The sequence below is a fragment of the Roseomonas elaeocarpi genome, assembly GCF_042433915.1.
In the GTDB taxonomy this organism is placed as follows: domain Bacteria; phylum Pseudomonadota; class Alphaproteobacteria; order Acetobacterales; family Acetobacteraceae; genus Roseomonas; species Roseomonas elaeocarpi.
On sequence record NZ_JBHLUN010000001.1, the window covers coordinates 395,378 to 411,856 of the forward strand.

Below are 16,479 nucleotides of genomic sequence, written 5' to 3' on the forward strand. Positions count from 1 at the left end.
ACGAATCCGCCGCGGCAGTAGCGCGGAATGTTAGGGGTCTCTAACATTGTTCCCAAATAACGGATGGCCTGGGCCGGGTGGCGTTCTCCGCCGCCCGACAGAACCGCCGTGGCTAAGAAAGAGGGAACAAGATGCAGTATGCTTCACGCCGCGGCGTGCTGAGCGGCAGTGCTGGGTTGCTGCTGGGCGGCATGGGCCTTGCCCAGGCTCAGACCCCTGAGCCTCGCAGCCCGCTCACGCTCAACATCGTCGACGCGGCGGGCAACCTGGCCCTGACGCAGAAGGCCTTCGACAACTATCGCCGCGCCAAGCCGCGCATGGTGTCGCGCATGGTCTTCACCAAGGCGCCGGCGCCCGAGGTGCCGGGCAAGATCAAGGCGCAGCAGGATGCCGGGCGCCTCGACATCGACATGGTGATCGTGGGCACCGACGCGCTTTCCGCCGGCATCCAGCAGGGGCTCTGGGCGGAACTGACCAAGACCCATGCCGCGGCCCTGCCCAACCTGCAGGACATCTTCCTCGAGCCGGCCTGGCGCATGCAGGGCCTGGCGCAGAACCAGGGCGTGGTGGTGTCCTACTACCCCTCCGGTCCGTTGCTGGAATACATGCCCGACAAGGTGAAGACGCCGCCCGGCAGCGCCGAGGAGCTCCTGGCCTGGGCCAAGCAGAATCCCAACAAGTTCTCCTACGCCCGCCCGGCCAATTCCGGTCCCGGCCGCACCTGGCTGATGGGCCTCCCCTATATCCTGGGCGACAAGGATCCGTCCGACCCGATGGGCGGCTGGGACAAGACCTGGGGCTACCTGAAGGAACTCGGCCAATACGTCGAATACTACCCGACGGGCACCGGCGTCACGATGAAGGAACTGGGTGAGGGCACCCGGGACATGATCATCAGCACCACGGGCTGGGACATCAACCCGCGCGTGCTGGGCATCGTGCCGAAGGAAGCCAAGGTCGCGACGCTCAAGAACTTCCGCTGGGTGGTGGACGCCCACTACCTCGTCATCCCCAAGGGCATCGCGGAGGAACGGCTGCGCGTGCTGCTGGACCTGACCTCCTTCCTGCTGACCAAGGAAAGTCAGGCCTATACCTTTGACGAGGGCTACTTCTATCCCGGCCCGGCGGTGAAGGGCGTCACGCTCGACATGGCGCCCAAGGAAAGCCAGGACGCCATCCGCGAGTTCGGCCGCCCCGAATACGACAAGCTGATCGCCGAAACGCCCACGGAGCTGCCGCTGGACGCCGACAAGATGGTGCTGGCCTTCCGTCGCTGGGACGAGGAAATCGGCGCGCGGAGAACCAAGTGAGCGACGGAGGACCCCGGGCATGACATCGGCGGCCAATTTCCGCGAGCTGCGCCTGGACGGCATGCAGCGCGCCTTCGGCAACCTCAATGCCCTGAAGGGTATCGACCTCCGCATCTCGCGCGGGGAATTCATCGCGCTGCTGGGCCCCTCCGGCTGCGGCAAGTCCACCGCGCTGAACTGCCTCGCCGGCCTGCTGCCCCTCACCGGGGGCAGCATCTGGCTGGACGACCGGCGCATCGACACCCTGCGGCCGGAGGAACGCGGCTTCGGCATGGTGTTCCAGAACTACGCGCTGTTCCCGCACATGACGGTGCGGCGCAACGTGGCCTTCGGGCTGATGATGAAGGGCGTGCCGAAGGCCGAGGCCGCCAAGCGGGTGGAGGAGGCGCTGGCCACCGTGCGGCTGCAGGCGCAGGCGGAAAAGCTTCCCGGGCAGCTTTCCGGTGGCCAGCAGCAGCGCGTGGCCATCGCCCGCGCCATCGTCATCGAGCCGCCGCTGGTGCTGATGGACGAGCCGCTCTCCAACCTCGACGCCAAGCTGCGGCTGGAGATGCGCGCGGAAATCCGCCGCATCCATGAAGGGCTCGGCTCCACCACCATCTACGTGACACACGATCAGGAGGAAGCGCTGTCGCTGGCCGATCGCATCGTGGTGATGCGCGAAGGCGAGATCCGGCAGGTCGGCACGCCGCAGGAACTGTATGCCCAGCCCGCGCATCTCGATGTCGCGGACTTCATGGGCTACCGCAACCGGTTGCCCGGCCGCATCGCGGCGCGGGAAGGCAACCTCGTCACGCTGGACATGGGCCATGGCGGCCGCCTGACCGGCACGCTGCGGGAACCTCTGGGCGATACCGGCGTCATCGCCGTGCGCCCGGACGACATGACCACCACGGCCGAGAACGCCTCCGGCGTGCCCGCCACCGTGCGTGCCATCGAGTATCGCGGCCGCGAGTTCCACGGCATCGCCACCACGCCGGGCGGCATCGACCTGTTCTTCCACACCGACCTGCCGGTGGAAACCGGGACCCAGGTGAACCTGGCGGCCGAGCCGCAGCGCGCCCTGGTCTTCGCGGGGGCGGCATGAGCGCCGCGGTCGACACCGCGCGCCCGTCGCTGCGGCTGCGGCTGGCGGCGCGCGGGGTGGATTCCGTGGCGCTGCTGGTGATCCCGGCCGCCTTCGTGATCCTGGCGCTGTTCCTCTACCCGTTCCTCTACGGCCTGTGGCTGTCCTTCCGGCCGAAGGATGGCAGCCTGCTCGGCAACTACGCCCGCTTCTTTTCCGACCCGTTCCTGTACGACACCATCTGGGTCACCATGCGGCTGGCGGTGCCGGTGACGCTGCTGAACCTGATCCTGGCCATCCCCGTCGCCTTCCGCGTGCGGTTGATGCGGCGCCAGCGCCTGCTGACCACCATCCTGATCCTGCCGATCACGCTGGGCACGGTGCTGGTGGCGGAAGGCATGCTGTTCTACTTCGGCGCCCAGGGCTGGTTCAGCCGCACGCTGATGACGATCGGCCTGACATCCGGACCGCTGAAGCTGACCAACAGCTATATCGGCGTGTTCCTGTCGCTGCTGATCACCGGCTTTCCCTTCACCTTCCTGCTGACGCTGTCCTACGTCACCGGCATCGATTCCTCGCTGGAGCAGGCGGCGGCGACGCTGGGGGCGGGGCCGCGCTCGCGCTTCCGCCACATCTTCCTGCCGCTGCTGATCCCGGGGCTGGCCATCACCTTCTGCCTCAGCTTCGTGCAGGCCTACTCGGTGTTCCCGTCCGCGGTGCTGGTGGGCGAGCCGGCACGGATCACCCGCGTCATCTCCATCGCGGCCTACCAGGCAGCCTTCGAGGAATACGACTATTCCCTCGCCTCGGCGATCGCGATGATCATGGGCTTCACGCAGCTCGCCGTCGTGGTCGCCGTGCTGGCGTCGCGGCAATTCTTCTACCGCGGCCCCGCCGGCGGCGGCAAAGGCTGAGGAGGCGCGAACCATGCACAGCAATCCCAGCCTGTCCACGCGCCTCTGGGCGGCCGCCCTGTGGGTGGCGGTGGGCTTCTTCGTCCTCAACCTGCTGGCGCTGATCGCTTCCGTGGTGGTCAGCTCCTTCGGCACGCGCTGGCTCGGCACCTGGCTGCCGGCGGGCTTCACCACCCGCTGGTACTTCGCCGCCTGGGAGGAGTTCCAGCTCCACGACGTGCTGCTCACCACCTTTCAGGTCGCGTTCTCCGTCGTGATCCTGTCCGGGCTGCTCGGCGTGCCGGCGGCCTATGCCATGGCGCGGCGGGACTTTCCGGGCAAGAAGGCACTGATGCTGCTGTTCCTGCTGCCGCTGCTGGTGCCGCCCATCACCTACGGCATCCCGATGGCGACGGTGCTGTACCAGACCGGCCTCGGCGGCACGCTGGCCGGCGTCATCCTGGCCAACCTGGTGCCCACGGTTCCCTTCGTGATCCTGGTGATGATCCCGTTCGTGGAACAGATCGATCCGCGCATCGAGCAGGCGGCGCGCGTCTTCGGCGCCGGCACCTTCCGGCTGTTCGTCCATGTGCTGACGCCGCTGCTGCTTCCGGGCGTGCTGGCGGCGCTGCTGCTGGTGCTGGTGCGCACCATCGCGATGTTCGAGCTGACCTTCCTGACCGCCGGGCCGACCAGCCAGACGCTGGTGGTGGCGCTGTACTACTCCGTCTTCGCGGCGGGCGTACGCGCGGTGCAGTCGGTGGACGCGATGGCGGTGATCTACATGCTGGCCACGCTGGTCTGGCTGGTGATCGCGCTGCGCTTCGTCAGCCCGACGCAGATCGTGGCGCGCGCCAAGCAGCAGCAGGCGCACTGACCGACACCGGCAGGGCGGCACAGCGCCGCCCTGCCAGATTTCTACTGCTTCGGCTTCTTGGAGCCGATCTGCTCGTCCCAGCGGCGGAAGGCCGCCACCAGCCGGTCGGGCGTCAGCGGCCTGGCGGTCGGGCGTTCCCGGAACCAGGTTTCGTATTCCGGCCGGCCGAACTCCCGGACCACGTCCTGGCTTTCCTGCGGCGCCATCGACAGCGGCGCGTCCGCGATCACCGGCCCCGGATACAGGTAGCCCTTGTCATAGGTCATGGCTTGCTGCTTCGGCTCCAGCAGGAAGGCCATCAGCCGGGCGGCCACCGCCACGCGCTCCGGCGCCACGCCCTTGGGCACCGCCATGAAATGCGCGTCCGGCAGCCAGTGCGTGCCATCCAGCATGAAGACCCTGGCTTCCTTCGGCACGATGCCCAGCACGCGCGGGTTCAGGTCCCAGCCGCAGGCGGTCGCGATGATGTCGCGCGACCCTTCGCCGAACTCGCGCATGGTGGCGGCGGTGCCGGTGGGATAGTAGTTGATGGTCTCGCCGATGGTCTGCAGGTAGTCCCAGGTCTTGTCCCAGCCATTCAGCGGGTCCGACGGGTCCTTGTCGCCCAGGATGTAGGGAAGGCCCTGCAGCATGGTCCAGCCTGGGCCGGAATTGGCGGGGCGGGCATAAACGAAGCGGCTGGGATGTGCGCGGGCCCAGCCCAGCAGATCCTCCGGCGTGCGGATCGCGGCCGTCATGCGGTCGGGCATGTATTCGAACAAGGGCCCGGAGGGCGTGTAGGACACCTCGACGCCGTAGCCGCGGCCGAAATTCTCCTGCAGCATCTTCGCGCCGGGCACCAGGATCTTGTCGAGGTCCGGCAGCACGTCGGAATAGGCGGGCAGCATCTGCGTCCAGACACCCTGGTTGATGCCGTCCGACAGGGGGCCGAGCCCCAGCAGCACGAAGTCGATGTCGACGCGCCCGGCATCCTGCTGCGCCTTCAGCTTCGGCGCCAGCTCCGGAGAGGGCGCGACCTGGATGTTGAGGCGGGAGATCAGTTTCGGGTTCTGCTGCCGGAACAGCTCGATGGCCGGGCGGTCGATCTGCAGCGCGCCGGCGACATCCATGATGGACAGCGCGATGGGCGCGCTGGGCAGGGCGGGCGACTGTGCGTGGACCTGGCGCAGCGCAGCCGCCGTGGCGGCGGCGCCCAGCAGCGTGCGCCGGCCCAGGGAATGATTGATCATGCTTCCTCCGTTTTCGTGGCGCGGGCGGGACGAGCGACCGCGCGGCAGGATCAGCGCTAGGAGACGCGCCGATTCCGCAACGAGCATGCCGCACTCGGCCGCGGCTGGGCAGCACCTTATGGGTTTGTCGAATTGCGCATGTGGCAGAGGCGCCCGGTGCGGGCGCTGTCGCGCAGCGCATCGGGCGAGATCGCCCGGCAGCGTTGCCGTGCCACGGGCCCGCGCCGGCTTCGCGGGCAAGCCAGCCACTCTCGACGGCGGCCCGGGCTTCTTCCAGGTGCTGGGCCTGGGTGGGGGGGTGCCGGAGCGCTGCGTCGCGGGCCGGGGCACGCCGTGGGAGATCCCGTCGACCGGCCTGGCCTGCAGGGCCTGTCCCTGCTGCGGCGAGAACCACCTGCCGGCGGAGGTGCTGCTCGACCTCGTCGCCAGGCACGCGAAGGCAGACGACGTGGAGGAGCGGTTGGTGACCTTCCCACCAGGCGGCGAGGCAGCGCTGATGGGTTGCCGGACCCCCGCCGAGGCTCCGGGCTTGCCCCGAGGCTAGGGCGTCAGAACCTCCTCCTGCACGTGAGCGGCGGGCGCGATGCCGCCGAACAGCCGCACCAGCAGCCCGGACATGCCCTTGTAGTTGGCGCGGTGAAAGGCCGAGGCTTCCGGCATGGCGGCGGCGATGCGGCGGTGCGCCTCGCCCAGGGCGTGGTACGGCAGCCCGGGCAGCAGGTGATGCAGCGCGTGGTATCGCAGCCCGACCGGCGCCCAGAGCGCCGGCAGCAGCCCCGGCGGCGGCACGTTGACGCTGTCCAGGTACTGCTCGGTGATGCTCATGGCCTCGCCCTCATTTTCCCAGAGGTGGGCCACCAGGGTGCGCAACTGGTTCAGCACCGCCACGCCGGAGGCCACCAGCAGGAAGGTCACGAAGGCACCCGAGGCAACGAAGCCGATGCCAACCAGTGCCCAGGCCCAGACGCAGGCCACCGCTTCCCACAGCATCCAGTCCCGCCGCGCCTGGCCCTCGGGCGGCTTGCGCCGGAAGGCGGGATCGATCGCCAGCGCCGAATAACGCGCCACGACGACCCGTCGCAGCGGCGGCACCAGCGCCGAGGCCGGCGCCAGCACGGCGTAGCGCAGCAGCAGCGCCAGGGGCGCCAGGGCCGAGCCGATCAGGAACAAGGCCACGGTCCAGGGCCGCATCAGCGCCAGCGGCAGGTATTCCGGATCCTCGGCGGTGCCGTAGCGGGTGCGGGCATGATGGAGGTTGTGCACGCCCTCGTACATGAACGACGGCACCAGCAGCGGCACGCCCACGAGCAGGTTCCAGGCCGTGCGGAAGCCCGGTACGGCGCCGGCCTTCAGGTGGGTCAGCTCGTGGATGAAGCTCAGCGCCCGGTACAGCGCGAACACGGAAACAGCGCCCGCCAGCAGCCGCACCGGCCAGGGCGCCAACAGGACGGCCAGCGCCAGTGCGCCGTAGCCGAGTGCCACGGAAAGCAGCAGGTCTGACCAGTAGAGCGCCGGCCGCGCCACGCCGAGGTCGCGCGTCAGCTTGGCGGCTGTCTGGATCAGCCGGTCGTCGGAGGGCGGGGAGGCGGCTTGTTGCATGGCGGTGAAACTTCTGCCGCGGGGCGCTGACGTCAACATTTTGCTGCTCGTAGCAGACCAGCCATGCCGATGCGGTGGAGGGCGGAACGAGAACGGTCGAGCCTCCGATGGGCGCGTCCGGATCTGCCTGCGCCTGGGTAGGGAGAGCCTGGTGCCGGGCCCTGTCGCCTCCGCTGTTCTGCGGGCGGGAAAGCGAGTGCTCGCCAGCCCGATGAGCATGGCCTAAAAGTATTTCCAGTGCGAAATGGCGGAAGATGGGTCAAGAGTTCTCCTGCCTGCAAGAAAAACAGGAGCCGGACGACCCGATAATACTGGAACTGGCGTTCACCAGATGATGGTGAACGCCAGTAATTCACACGAACGTTAATCGATGTTCCGCGCCTTGGCGACATCCGCCGGGGTGACCTTGGAAGGCTTCCCGCCGAAATGGCCTATGACGTAGTTCGCCAGCGCGGCCAGTTCGGGATCGGAATAGGCCCGGCCGAAGGCAGGCATGAAGACGCTTCCGTCGTTCGTTTCCATGTGACTGCCGTGGATGAGGACCTGGAGCAGGTTCGTCGCCGCGGGATCGTTGACGGTCTGGCTCCCGCGCAGGGCGGCGTGGGAATGTTGCAGTCCTTCTCCGTTCCAGCCATGGCAACTCGCGCAGGCGCCCTGGAACAGGGTGAGGCCGAGCGTTGCGTCCGCCGTCTGCTCAGGGGGTGGGGAGAAGGCGGTGGAGGCCCTGAGCGAGGGTGGATCGGTGTTGACCGTGATGTCCGCTCCGCCGCGCTGCGGCGGCACGGTGCGCAGGTAGGTCACCATGGCGTGGATATCGTCGGAGGTCAGGAAGCGGAGGCTGTACTCCACGGCCTCGGCCATGCTGCCCGAGGCGGAACCGCGTCCTTCCGCATGGCCCTTGGACAGGTAGTCGGCGATCTGCTGATCGGACCAGGCGCCGATGCCGACCTCCCGGTCGGAGGTCAGGTTGTAGGCCATCCATCCCGCCGTGAGCGCGCCGGCGAACTTCCTGCCTTCGTCGCGCGCGAAGAGCTGGTTGCGCGGCGTGTGGCATTCGCCGCAGTGACCGAGACCCTCCACGAGGTAGGCGCCGCGGTTCCACTCAGGAGAGCGCTGCGGGTCGGGTTGATAAGGGCCTGAAGGCTTGAACAGCAGGTTCCAGCCCCGCATCAGGTAGCGCTGGTTGAACGGAAAGCTGAGATCGGCCGCGGGCGCCACGGAGCGGGCCGGGGGCAGGCTGAAGATATAGTCCTTCAGCGCCAGCACGTCCTCGTCGCTCATCAGCGCGTAGGCCGTGTAGGGAAATGCCGGATACAGGTTGTGGCCGTCGCGGCTGACACCCTGGCGCACGGCGCGCACGAATTCCGCGTCGCTCCACTGGCCGATCCCGGTTTCCTTGTCCGGCGTGATGTTCGAGGCGTAGATCGTGCCGAAGGGCAGGTGGAACGGCAGCCCGCCAGCGTAGCGCGCGCCGTTGCCCAGCGTGTGACAGGCCTCGCAGTCGGCCGCGCGCGCGATGTATTCGCCCCGGCGGATCGAGGCCTCGCCTTGCGGCACGCGCGCCCTGGCGGCGCTCACGTCCGGCAGGGAAGCGGGCCAGAAGAAGAAGGCAGCGGCCCCGATCACCGCGAGGGCGACCAGGGCGAGGAGATAACGGAGGACGCGGCGCACCGGGGGCGTTACCGCGCCGCGCTGGCGAGAGCGGGCCCACGACCCACGGGAGCGGAGGATGTCCGCACGGCCGTGTCACGGACCAGTTCCTGCCGGTTCAGGGGGTAGCGCCGCAGCCGCTGGCCAGTGGCGGCGAAGACCGCGTTGGCGAGGGCGGGGGCTGCGGACACCGTGCCGCATTCCCCGATGCCGCCGGGATTCTCGTTGTTGCGGATGTGGTGGACCTCGATCGGCGGGGTCTCGTTCATGCGCATCATGCGGTAATCGTTGAAGTTGTTCTGCTGCACGCGGCCGCCTTCGAAGGTGATGTCGCTGTAGAGCGCCGCCGAAAGGCCGAAGACGAGCCCGCCCTCGATCTGCGCGGCCACGGTGTCGGGGTTGATCGTTTCGCCGCAGTCCACGGCCGCGACGACGCGCCGGAGCCTGATTTCGCCCAGTGGCGATACCTCCGCCTCCACCACCACGGCGAGGTAGCTGCCGAAGCTGTCATGCAGGGAGATGCCCCGCCCGACCCCGGCCGGGAGCGGCGTGCCCCAGCCCGACTTCTCGGCCGCGAGGTCCAGCACAGCGCGGGCACGCGGCTTGCCCGACAGCAGCGCGCGCCGGTATTCCACCGGATCACGGCCCGCGGCATGGGCCAGCTCGTCCATGAAGCTTTCGACGACGAAGACGTTGTGCGTCGGGCCGACGCCGCGCCACCAGGTGATGGGGATGGGCGGGTCTTCCCGTGTCCAGTCCACGTGCACTACGGGCAGGTCGTAGGGCGGCTCCTGCGCCCCCTCCACCGCATCGGCGTCCAGCTTTCCTTCGGCCAGGCCGCCCGGGAAGTAGTGTCCCATCACGGAGCCGCCGGTCACGTGATCCACCCAGGCGATCGGCTTGCCATCGGCATCGAGGGCCGCGGAAATCCGGTCGTAGTAGGCGGGGCGGTAAAGGTCGTGCTGGATGTCCTCCTCGCGGCTCCAGATGATCTTGATGGGGTAGCTGACCTGCTTGGCGATGGCCGCGGCCTGCTTGATCGAATCCGCCTCCAGCCGCCGCCCGAAGCCGCCGCCGAGGAGCTGGTTGTGAACCATCACCTTCTCGGGCGGCAGGCCCAGCTCCTTGGCCGCCACGGTCTGCGCGACGGTGGGAACCTGCGTGCCCACCCAGATGTCGCAGCCGTCCGGGCGGACATGGATGGTGGTGTTGATCGGCTCCATCGTGGCGTGGGCGAGGAAGGGCAGTTCGTAGGCCGCCTCGACGCGCTTGGCCGCCCGCCCGAAGGCCTCGTCCGGGTTGCCGACGCGCCGCGCCTGCACCGCGGCGCGCTTGCCGTAGGCACCTTTGAGCGTTTCAACCAGGTCGCGGCTCGAGAGATTGGCGTGCGGGCCGCCGTTCCAGTCGATCCGCAGCGCCTCCAGCCCCTTCTTCGCGGCCCAGTAGTGATCGGCGATGACGGCGACGGTGTCCGCGGTCCGGATCACGTCGCGCACCCCGGGCACGGCACGGGCCGGCTTGTCATCCACGCCGCGCAGCGTGCCGCCGAACACCGGGCAGGCGGCCACGGTCGCGACCTTCATGCCGGGAACACGGACGTCGATGCCGAAGATCGCGCTGCCATCGGTCTTGCCCGGGCTGTCCAGCCGCTTCACGGGCTTGCCGATGATCTCCCACTGTTGCGCCGTCTTCAGCGGCACGTCGTGGGGCACGGGCTGCCGGCCGGCATCCTCCACGAGGTCGCCGTAGCCGATGCTGCGCCCGGTTGGGCCGTGGGTAACGGTCGCGCGCCGTGCCGTGCATTCCCCGGCGGGCACGTCCCAGCGGGCGGCGGCGGCGCCGACGAGCATGGTGCGGGCCGCGGCGCCCGCCTGGCGCAGCGGCACCCAGGCGCCGCGGACCGAGGTGGAGCCGCCGGTGGACTGCGACTTCAGCAGGGGCTGGCGGTAAAGCTCCTCGTTGGGCGGGGCGGCCTGGAGGCGGACCTGATCGAGGCCGACCTCCAGTTCCTCCGCCAGCAGCGTGGCCTCGCCGGTGTAGATCCCCTGTCCCATCTCGACGTTGGGCAGGATCAGGGTCACCGTGCCGTCGCGGCCGATGCGGATGAAGCCACCGGGGGCGAAGCCCTGGAAGGCATCACCCGTGTCGCCCCCGCCCGTTTCCTGCTGGAGGGCCTGGAGGCCTGGCTGTTCGCCGGCGGCGTGCGCCTTCCGACGTGTCAGCGCGGCGAAGGCGAGAACCAGGCCACCCGTCAGGACATGCCGGCGCGACGGGGGTGCGGACTCGACCCGGGCGTAGGAGGGGCCGGTGCGAAGCGGTTCCATGCGGCGCGTCCTCAGGCCTGGGAGGCTTGCTTGATGGCCGCGCGGATGCGCGTGTAGGTGCCGCAGCGACAGATGTTGCCGGACATGGCGGAGTCGATGTCGGTGTCGTTGGGCTGCGGCTTGCGTGCCAGCAGGGCCGCGGCCGACATCACCTGCCCCGACTGGCAGTAGCCGCACTGCGGCACATCGAGGTCGACCCAGGCCTCCTGGATCTTCTTTCCCACCGGGCTCTGCCCGACCGCTTCCACGGTCACGACCTGTCGCTGGCCGATGGAGCCCACGGGGAGAATGCAGGACCGCACCGGATTGCCCTCGAGGTGAACGGTGCAGGCGCCGCACTGGGCGACGCCGCAGCCGAACTTGGTTCCCGTCAGCCCTATGACGTCGCGGAGGACCCACAGCAGCGGCATATCCGCTGGAACGTCAACGGCGTGGGTCGCGCCGTTCACAGACAGGGAGATCGTGGCCATCCGTCATTCACCCCAGGTAAGTCATTTGCTGGCCCATGATCGGCCCGAGCCGAGCCAGGAGCTCATGCTACTCAACGCCCCAGCATAGGGGGTGTGGGTGTCAGGCTCACAGGCGCGCGCTGCTTGTTGAAGTTGTGAGCGGTATCGAACGACTGGTCAGTGCAATATCCGGTGAAGCAGCAATTGACTTTGCGGGATAGCCTGACCGTTCGACGAGGGCTGAAGGTTCGTTTCAACGTCTGATTGTCACGGCTATGGAAGGCTTGGACATCACGAAGAAATGCTTGCGGCTGCGTCGCGGGCGAGCGCGGCCTGCCGTTCACCCCTTCGTGGCGCCGGCAAGGAACCCGCTCATCACCTTGCGCTGCGTCAGGACGAAGAGGACGATCACGGGCAGCGTCGTCAGCGTGGACAGCGCCATCGTCGCCTGGACATTGATCCCCCACTCGGAATTCAGCGCGAGCAGCGCCACCGGAAGCGTGTAGGTGTCCGGTCCCGCCGAAAGAACCAGGATCGGGAACCACTGCTTCCAGGTCAGCAGGAAGGCGATCAGGACGGAGGTCGTCACGACGGGACGCGCGATCGGCAGAACGACGCGCAGAAAGGTCTGGGCCTCGCTCGCCCCGTCCATCTGCGCGGCCTCCAGCATCTCGCGCGGGATGGCGCGGAAGAACTGGTCGAACAGGAAGAAGACGAGCGGCACGAGCGCCAGCACCAGGACCAGCCCTGCCCAGGTGCCGAGCAGCCCGAGGCGGTAGGTGACGAAGTAGAGGGGGATCACCAGCAGCATGTGCGGGTACATGATCGTCAGCATGAAACCGTAGCGCACCGGCCGGAAGCCGGGCAGGCTGGGGCGGCGGTACAGGGCGTAGGCGCCGATCCCCATGACCGCGACGCCGAGAAGGGTGGCCGCCGTCGTCAGGACGAAGGAGTTGATCGCGTAGGTCGAGAGATCCTCGCCGCCCAGGCGCCGGATGGAGCGCCAGGCCGCGAGGTCGAACCGCTCGGGCAGGAGGCGCAGCGGGGCGGAAAGGATCTGCTCCTGCGTCCGGAACGATGCCACGAACATCCACCAGAACGGATAGGCGAAGAAGACCGCGACCGCCGATGCCAGGGCGTAGAGGCCGATTTGTGCCAGGAGCTTCCTCATCGCGCCTCTCCCCTTTCACCAAGCCAGAGCACGGCGGCCGCGAGGACGAAGACCATCGTGAAGAGGATCGTCGCCATCGCCGTAGCCTCTCCGTAAAGCGCCACGTCGAACTTCGAGTAGGCATAGTAGGACACGAAATTGGTCGCGTAGTTCGGTCCGCCCTTGGTGATGACCACCACCACGGTGAAGGTCTTCAGGAACTGGATCAGGGCGTAGACCGCGTTCACCGCGATGGCGGGTCGCAGCTGGGGAAGAACGACGTAGCGGAAGCGCTGCCACGCATTGGCGCCGTCGATCCGCGCGGCCTCCGTCAGGCCCTGGTCCAGCAGCTGCAGGTTCGTGAGGAAGATCAGGGCGTAGAGCCCGACATTGTGCCAGGCTTCCACGGCCACCAACGTGCCGAAGGCGGTCCAGGGCTGCGTGACGCCTGGAAAGGGCGCGAGGCCGAGGCTCAGCAGCACCGCGTTGAGCGCGCCGAAATTCGTGTTCACGAGCCACTTCCAGGTGATGAAGCCCGCCACGTCCGGGGTGACCACGGGAAGAAAAACCGCGAGCTTGAACAGGGTGCGGCCCCGTCGCAGCAGCGGATGCGCCAGCAGCAGCGCGAGGGCGAGCGCCAGGCCGAGGTTCAGGGCCACGGAAGCAACCGTGAAGAACAGCGTACGCCAGAGCGAGGCAAGGAAGGCGGGATCGCTTAGCACGGAGCGGAAGTTGGCAAGGCCCGCCCATTCCGGCGCGTCGCTCAGCGCGGTTGCGGACCTCGTGAAGGCCACGACGATGCTTTCCCCGATCGGCCACAGGCCGAACAGCGCGGTTAGCGCCGCGAAGGGCAGCAGGAACAGGTAAAGGACGCGGTTGCGCCAGGCGTCGTTCGCGCGACGAAGGAAGATCGGGACAGGGCGGGGCGACGCTCCTGCCGCGGAGGTCGCCAGGGTGGCGGTCGTTGTTTGCGCCGGCACGTGTCAGCCGGCCCGGAGCCGCGCGACTTCCGCGCGCATCTTCACGGCCGTGTCGCGCATGAAGGCATCCCAGTCCGCGGGCGGGCGGCTCACCGCCCCGATCAGCTCGCGGTAATAGGCCTCCCGCAGCTGCGCGTACCAGGGGTAGCGGGCGGACAGGAAGTCGTCGGTCTGCAGGCGCAGGTCGGGCGCCAGGAAGGGACGCATGGAGGGCGTGACACCCGAAGTGTCCAGGTCGTCACGGATCACGCCGCCCATATGCTCCAGCGAGAATTGCTGCGCCTCCCGCGACACGATGAAGCGCACGAAGCGCGCCGCGGCCTCCCGGTTCCGGCTGGCAGTCGGGATCGCCATGCCGCGGACGGAGCCGACGACGAAGGCGCCCGGCTGGTTGCCGAAGGAAGGCCAGGGCAGCACCTGGTAGTCGCCGCGCGGCCCTTCCACGTCCCACTTCGCGACGTTGAGGTTGAGCACGCGGAACATGCCGGCCCGCCCGCCCTCGATGATCTGGTACATGTCGGTGAAGGAATGGTTCACCGTTTCCGGGGACACGACGCGGTATTCCGTGAACATCCGCAGGTACTCGATCGTGGGGCGCGCGACCTCCGGCTGGTCCACCACGATCTCCGCGTTCTCGTTCATCAGCGGATGGGGCGCGCCGGAGCCTAAGACGAAGAGGTCCACCCCCGCGCCGAGCATGGAACTGGCGTTCCCCGCCTGCATCGCGATCCCGAAGGTATCGGCGCGGCCGTTGCCGTCGGGGTCCTCGGCCACGAAGCGGCGGGCGACGCGGATCGTGTCGGCCCAGCTCGTCGGCACAGGCTCGTGCAGGCGCTCCAGCCAGGAGCGCCGGATGCCCCACCCCGCCACGACCCGCTGGAAGGGCACCATGATGGCGCGGCCGTCGAGGCGGGAGGCCGCGAGGTCGCCTTCGGTGATGAAGCGCCGGTCGGCTTCCGGGATCGCGGCGATCACCTCGTCCATCACCATCAGCCGCCGCGTTGCGGTCTGCACGGTGATGATCCGCGTGTTGTCGTTGAACAGGATGTCGGGGCCGGTGTTCGTGTTCAGCGCGGCAATGGATCGGGAGAACCACTGCTCCGTCGGGAAAGACAGGGAACGGATCCGCACGCCGGGGTTCTCGCGCTGGAAGACGTCGGCCATCCGCTCGATCATGCGCACGCCGTCGTCGCCCTTGTCGTGCCAGATCATGAGATCCTGGGCCCGGGCGGCCGTGGTCAGCAGCAGCACCAGCGCAAGAACGCGTGCCAGGAGGCGCATATCCGTCCCTTGTTCGTTTGTTTTCCAGAACGTCGCGCCGGCCGGATTGCCTCGTCAAGGCATTTAGTTCTTATTGCGAAATAACATGGGATTTGCGGTACTTCCGCAGGTCTCGGGAGGACGCAGGCCGGTCATCGGCAGCCCCGTTCGTTTCCGCGACGTCGCGCGCGATGGGGGATCTTCGTGTCCACCGCCTCACAGGACATGACCGGAGTGAAGATGCTGCGGATCGACGACATCGTGGAGCGTGCGGCGGAAACGGTCGCGCGCTGCAACCTCGGCTCCCCCGGCTCCTACCGGCGCTGGGCCGAAGGGGGTGAGCCCGGCGTGAATCCCTACGGCTGCGCGGATGCCGCGAACATCCTCTACACCATCGGCCGCTTCCCGGGAGAGCCGGAGGAACGCGCGGGCTGGGTCGCGGCGCTGCGCGGCCTGCAGGACCCGACGGACGGGCTGTACCGGGAGTCGACGCACCACCCCGTGCACACCACGGCTCATTGCGTTGCCGCGCTGGAACTCTTCGACGCGCGCCCCGAACGCCCGCTGTCCGGCCTGCACCGCTACCTCGCGCCGGATGCGCTCCACAGCTACCTGGGCAAGCTGGAATGGCGCAGCAATCCCTGGCGTGCCTCCCACCAGGGTGCCGGCCTCTACGCCGCCCTCGTCGTCGCGGGCGAGGCATCGCCGGATTGGGAGGAAGCCTATTTCAGCTGGTTCGCCGGGCAAGCGGATCCGGCCACCGGCCTGTGGCGGCGCGGGCAGGTCGCGCCCGTGCCGCATAACGGCGTCGCCACGCTGATGCCGCACCTCGCAGGCACCTTCCACTACCTCTTCAACCACGAGTACGCGCGCCGGCCGCTGCCCTTCCCCGCCTCCCTCGTGGACACCTGCCTCGCGGTTCGGGCGGAGGGCGCCTTTCCCCTCGCGCGTCGCGTCGGCTTCGCCGAGGTCGATTGGGTGTATTGCCTCAACCGCGCCCTGCGGCAGTCGCACCACCGTGCCACGGCGTGCCGCGCTGCCCTTGAGGCCTTCACGGAGGAGTATGTCGGCTTCCTCCGCACGCCCGAGGCGGATGAGGGGCTGCTGGACCTGCACCAATGTTTCGGCGTGCTCTGCGCCCTGGCTGAACTGCAGGCGGCGCTGCCGGGGATGGTGCGCACGGCGGTGCCGCTGCGCCTGGTCCTGGATCGCCGGCCCTTTATCTGACGTCGCGTCGCCGCCGCTGCCAGAGCCGCAGTTCTTGGTCACCGCGACCGGCGCGATGACGAGGCCGAGGGCTGCAACAGGTCGATGCCAAGCCCTGCGCCCGCACTTCGGAGGGGCAGAGGGTCAGGGCAGAGGGTCGGGGCAGAGGGTCGGCGCTGACGGACAAGCGCCTGCCGCTGCGAACCCCAGGCTTCCACGGTGAGAGCCGCGTTGACCAGCCTGCGGGTGTAATCCTCACGCGGCGAGGAGATGGTCAGTTCGGTGTTGCCGCTCTCCACGATGCGGCCCTTCCGCATGACCATGACCTGGTGGCAGATCGCCCGGACGACCTTCAGGTCGTGGCTGATGAAGAGGTAGGCCGTGCCATGGCGCAGCCATGCTTGGGCGCAGCTATCGCGGGTAAGGACTGCCTCTGTGCCGGCCGACGCGACCTGCGCCACATTGGGCGCCGGATCACGTCCGAGC

14 protein-coding genes are annotated in these 16,479 nt (G+C 68.5%); 5 read left to right on the plus strand and 9 right to left on the minus strand.

What is annotated here, in order from left to right:
• The first annotated feature begins 131 nt into the window (after positions 1–131).
• Genes ACFFGY_RS01540 through ACFFGY_RS01555 form a run of 4 tightly spaced genes read left to right on the plus strand, consistent with a single transcriptional unit; the run spans position 132 to position 4,146 of the window.
• Positions 132–1,310 carry an extracellular solute-binding protein gene (locus tag ACFFGY_RS01540; protein WP_377042601.1) on the plus strand — a complete coding sequence of 393 codons (1,179 nt, stop codon included), beginning with the start codon at positions 132–134 and terminating at the stop codon, positions 1,308–1,310.
• Between the two features lie 19 nt (positions 1,311–1,329).
• Complete coding sequence (locus tag ACFFGY_RS01545; RefSeq protein WP_377042602.1) at positions 1,330–2,397, plus strand: ABC transporter ATP-binding protein; 1,068 nt, start codon at positions 1,330–1,332, stop codon at positions 2,395–2,397.
• Complete coding sequence (locus ACFFGY_RS01550) at positions 2,394–3,290, plus strand: ABC transporter permease (protein ID WP_377042604.1); 897 nt, start codon at positions 2,394–2,396, stop codon at positions 3,288–3,290. Before ACFFGY_RS01545 ends, ACFFGY_RS01550 begins: the two co-directional genes overlap by 4 nt.
• Before the next feature lie 13 nt (positions 3,291–3,303).
• Positions 3,304–4,146, plus strand: coding sequence for an ABC transporter permease (locus tag ACFFGY_RS01555; protein ID WP_377042605.1), 843 nt, complete (start codon positions 3,304–3,306; stop codon positions 4,144–4,146).
• Positions 4,147–4,187: 41 nt separating this feature from the next.
• On the opposite strand, the gene ACFFGY_RS01560 is transcribed toward ACFFGY_RS01555, so the two are convergent.
• The 8 genes from ACFFGY_RS01560 to ACFFGY_RS01595 form a co-directional block, all read right to left on the minus strand.
• Positions 4,188–5,375 carry an extracellular solute-binding protein gene (locus ACFFGY_RS01560; RefSeq protein WP_377042606.1) on the minus strand — a complete coding sequence of 396 codons (1,188 nt, stop codon included), beginning with the start codon at positions 5,373–5,375 and terminating at the stop codon, positions 4,188–4,190.
• Between the two features lie 540 nt (positions 5,376–5,915).
• Positions 5,916–6,974, minus strand: coding sequence for a fatty acid desaturase family protein (locus ACFFGY_RS01565; RefSeq protein ID WP_377042607.1), 1,059 nt, complete (start codon positions 6,972–6,974; stop codon positions 5,916–5,918).
• Between the two features lie 363 nt (positions 6,975–7,337).
• Positions 7,338–8,645, minus strand: a complete 1,308-nt coding sequence (locus tag ACFFGY_RS01570) for a c-type cytochrome (protein ID WP_377042608.1) — start codon at positions 8,643–8,645, stop codon at positions 7,338–7,340.
• A gap of 8 nt (positions 8,646–8,653) precedes the next feature.
• Complete coding sequence (locus ACFFGY_RS01575; RefSeq protein WP_377042609.1) at positions 8,654–10,948, minus strand: xanthine dehydrogenase family protein molybdopterin-binding subunit; 2,295 nt, start codon at positions 10,946–10,948, stop codon at positions 8,654–8,656.
• An 11-nt stretch (positions 10,949–10,959) separates the two neighbouring features.
• Positions 10,960–11,418 (minus strand): (2Fe-2S)-binding protein, encoded by a 459-nt coding sequence (locus ACFFGY_RS01580; protein WP_377042610.1) that lies wholly within the window; start codon positions 11,416–11,418, stop codon positions 10,960–10,962.
• A 319-nt stretch (positions 11,419–11,737) separates the two neighbouring features.
• Entirely contained in the window at positions 11,738–12,568 is an 831-nt protein-coding gene (locus tag ACFFGY_RS01585) for a carbohydrate ABC transporter permease (protein WP_377042611.1), read from the minus strand.
• Positions 12,565–13,527 (minus strand): carbohydrate ABC transporter permease, encoded by a 963-nt coding sequence (locus ACFFGY_RS01590; RefSeq protein ID WP_377042612.1) that lies wholly within the window; start codon positions 13,525–13,527, stop codon positions 12,565–12,567. Before ACFFGY_RS01590 ends, ACFFGY_RS01585 begins: the two co-directional genes overlap by 4 nt.
• Positions 13,528–13,530: 3 nt before the next feature.
• Positions 13,531–14,808, minus strand: a complete 1,278-nt coding sequence (locus ACFFGY_RS01595; protein ID WP_377042613.1) for an ABC transporter substrate-binding protein — start codon at positions 14,806–14,808, stop codon at positions 13,531–13,533.
• Positions 14,809–14,991: 183 nt separating this feature from the next.
• Between ACFFGY_RS01595 and ACFFGY_RS01600 the strand changes: the two genes are divergently transcribed.
• On the plus strand, positions 14,992–16,014 hold the full coding sequence (locus ACFFGY_RS01600) for a hypothetical protein (protein ID WP_377042614.1): 1,023 nt from the start codon (positions 14,992–14,994) through the stop codon (positions 16,012–16,014).
• Between the two features lie 38 nt (positions 16,015–16,052).
• On the opposite strand, the gene ACFFGY_RS01605 is transcribed toward ACFFGY_RS01600, so the two are convergent.
• On the minus strand, positions 16,053–16,454 hold the full coding sequence (locus ACFFGY_RS01605) for a hypothetical protein (RefSeq protein ID WP_377042615.1): 402 nt from the start codon (positions 16,452–16,454) through the stop codon (positions 16,053–16,055).
• Positions 16,455–16,479 lie beyond the last annotated feature (25 nt).

Excerpts from the sequence above, each read along its gene's own strand:
- ACFFGY_RS01540 (WP_377042601.1), top strand. The coding sequence starts at position 132 with ATGCAGTATGCTTCACGCCGCGGCGTGCTGAGCGGCAGTGCTGGGTTG.
- ACFFGY_RS01545 (WP_377042602.1), top strand. The coding sequence starts at position 1,330 with ATGACATCGGCGGCCAATTTCCGCGAGCTGCGCCTGGACGGCATGCAG.
- ACFFGY_RS01550 (WP_377042604.1), top strand. The coding sequence starts at position 2,394 with ATGAGCGCCGCGGTCGACACCGCGCGCCCGTCGCTGCGGCTGCGGCTG.
- ACFFGY_RS01555 (WP_377042605.1), top strand. The coding sequence starts at position 3,304 with ATGCACAGCAATCCCAGCCTGTCCACGCGCCTCTGGGCGGCCGCCCTG.
- ACFFGY_RS01560 (WP_377042606.1), bottom strand. The coding sequence starts at position 5,375 with ATGATCAATCATTCCCTGGGCCGGCGCACGCTGCTGGGCGCCGCCGCC.
- ACFFGY_RS01565 (WP_377042607.1), bottom strand. The coding sequence starts at position 6,974 with ATGCAACAAGCCGCCTCCCCGCCCTCCGACGACCGGCTGATCCAGACA.
- ACFFGY_RS01575 (WP_377042609.1), bottom strand. The coding sequence starts at position 10,948 with ATGGAACCGCTTCGCACCGGCCCCTCCTACGCCCGGGTCGAGTCCGCA.
- ACFFGY_RS01580 (WP_377042610.1), bottom strand. The coding sequence starts at position 11,418 with ATGGCCACGATCTCCCTGTCTGTGAACGGCGCGACCCACGCCGTTGAC.
- ACFFGY_RS01585 (WP_377042611.1), bottom strand. The coding sequence starts at position 12,568 with ATGAGGAAGCTCCTGGCACAAATCGGCCTCTACGCCCTGGCATCGGCG.
- ACFFGY_RS01595 (WP_377042613.1), bottom strand. The coding sequence starts at position 14,808 with ATGCGCCTCCTGGCACGCGTTCTTGCGCTGGTGCTGCTGCTGACCACG.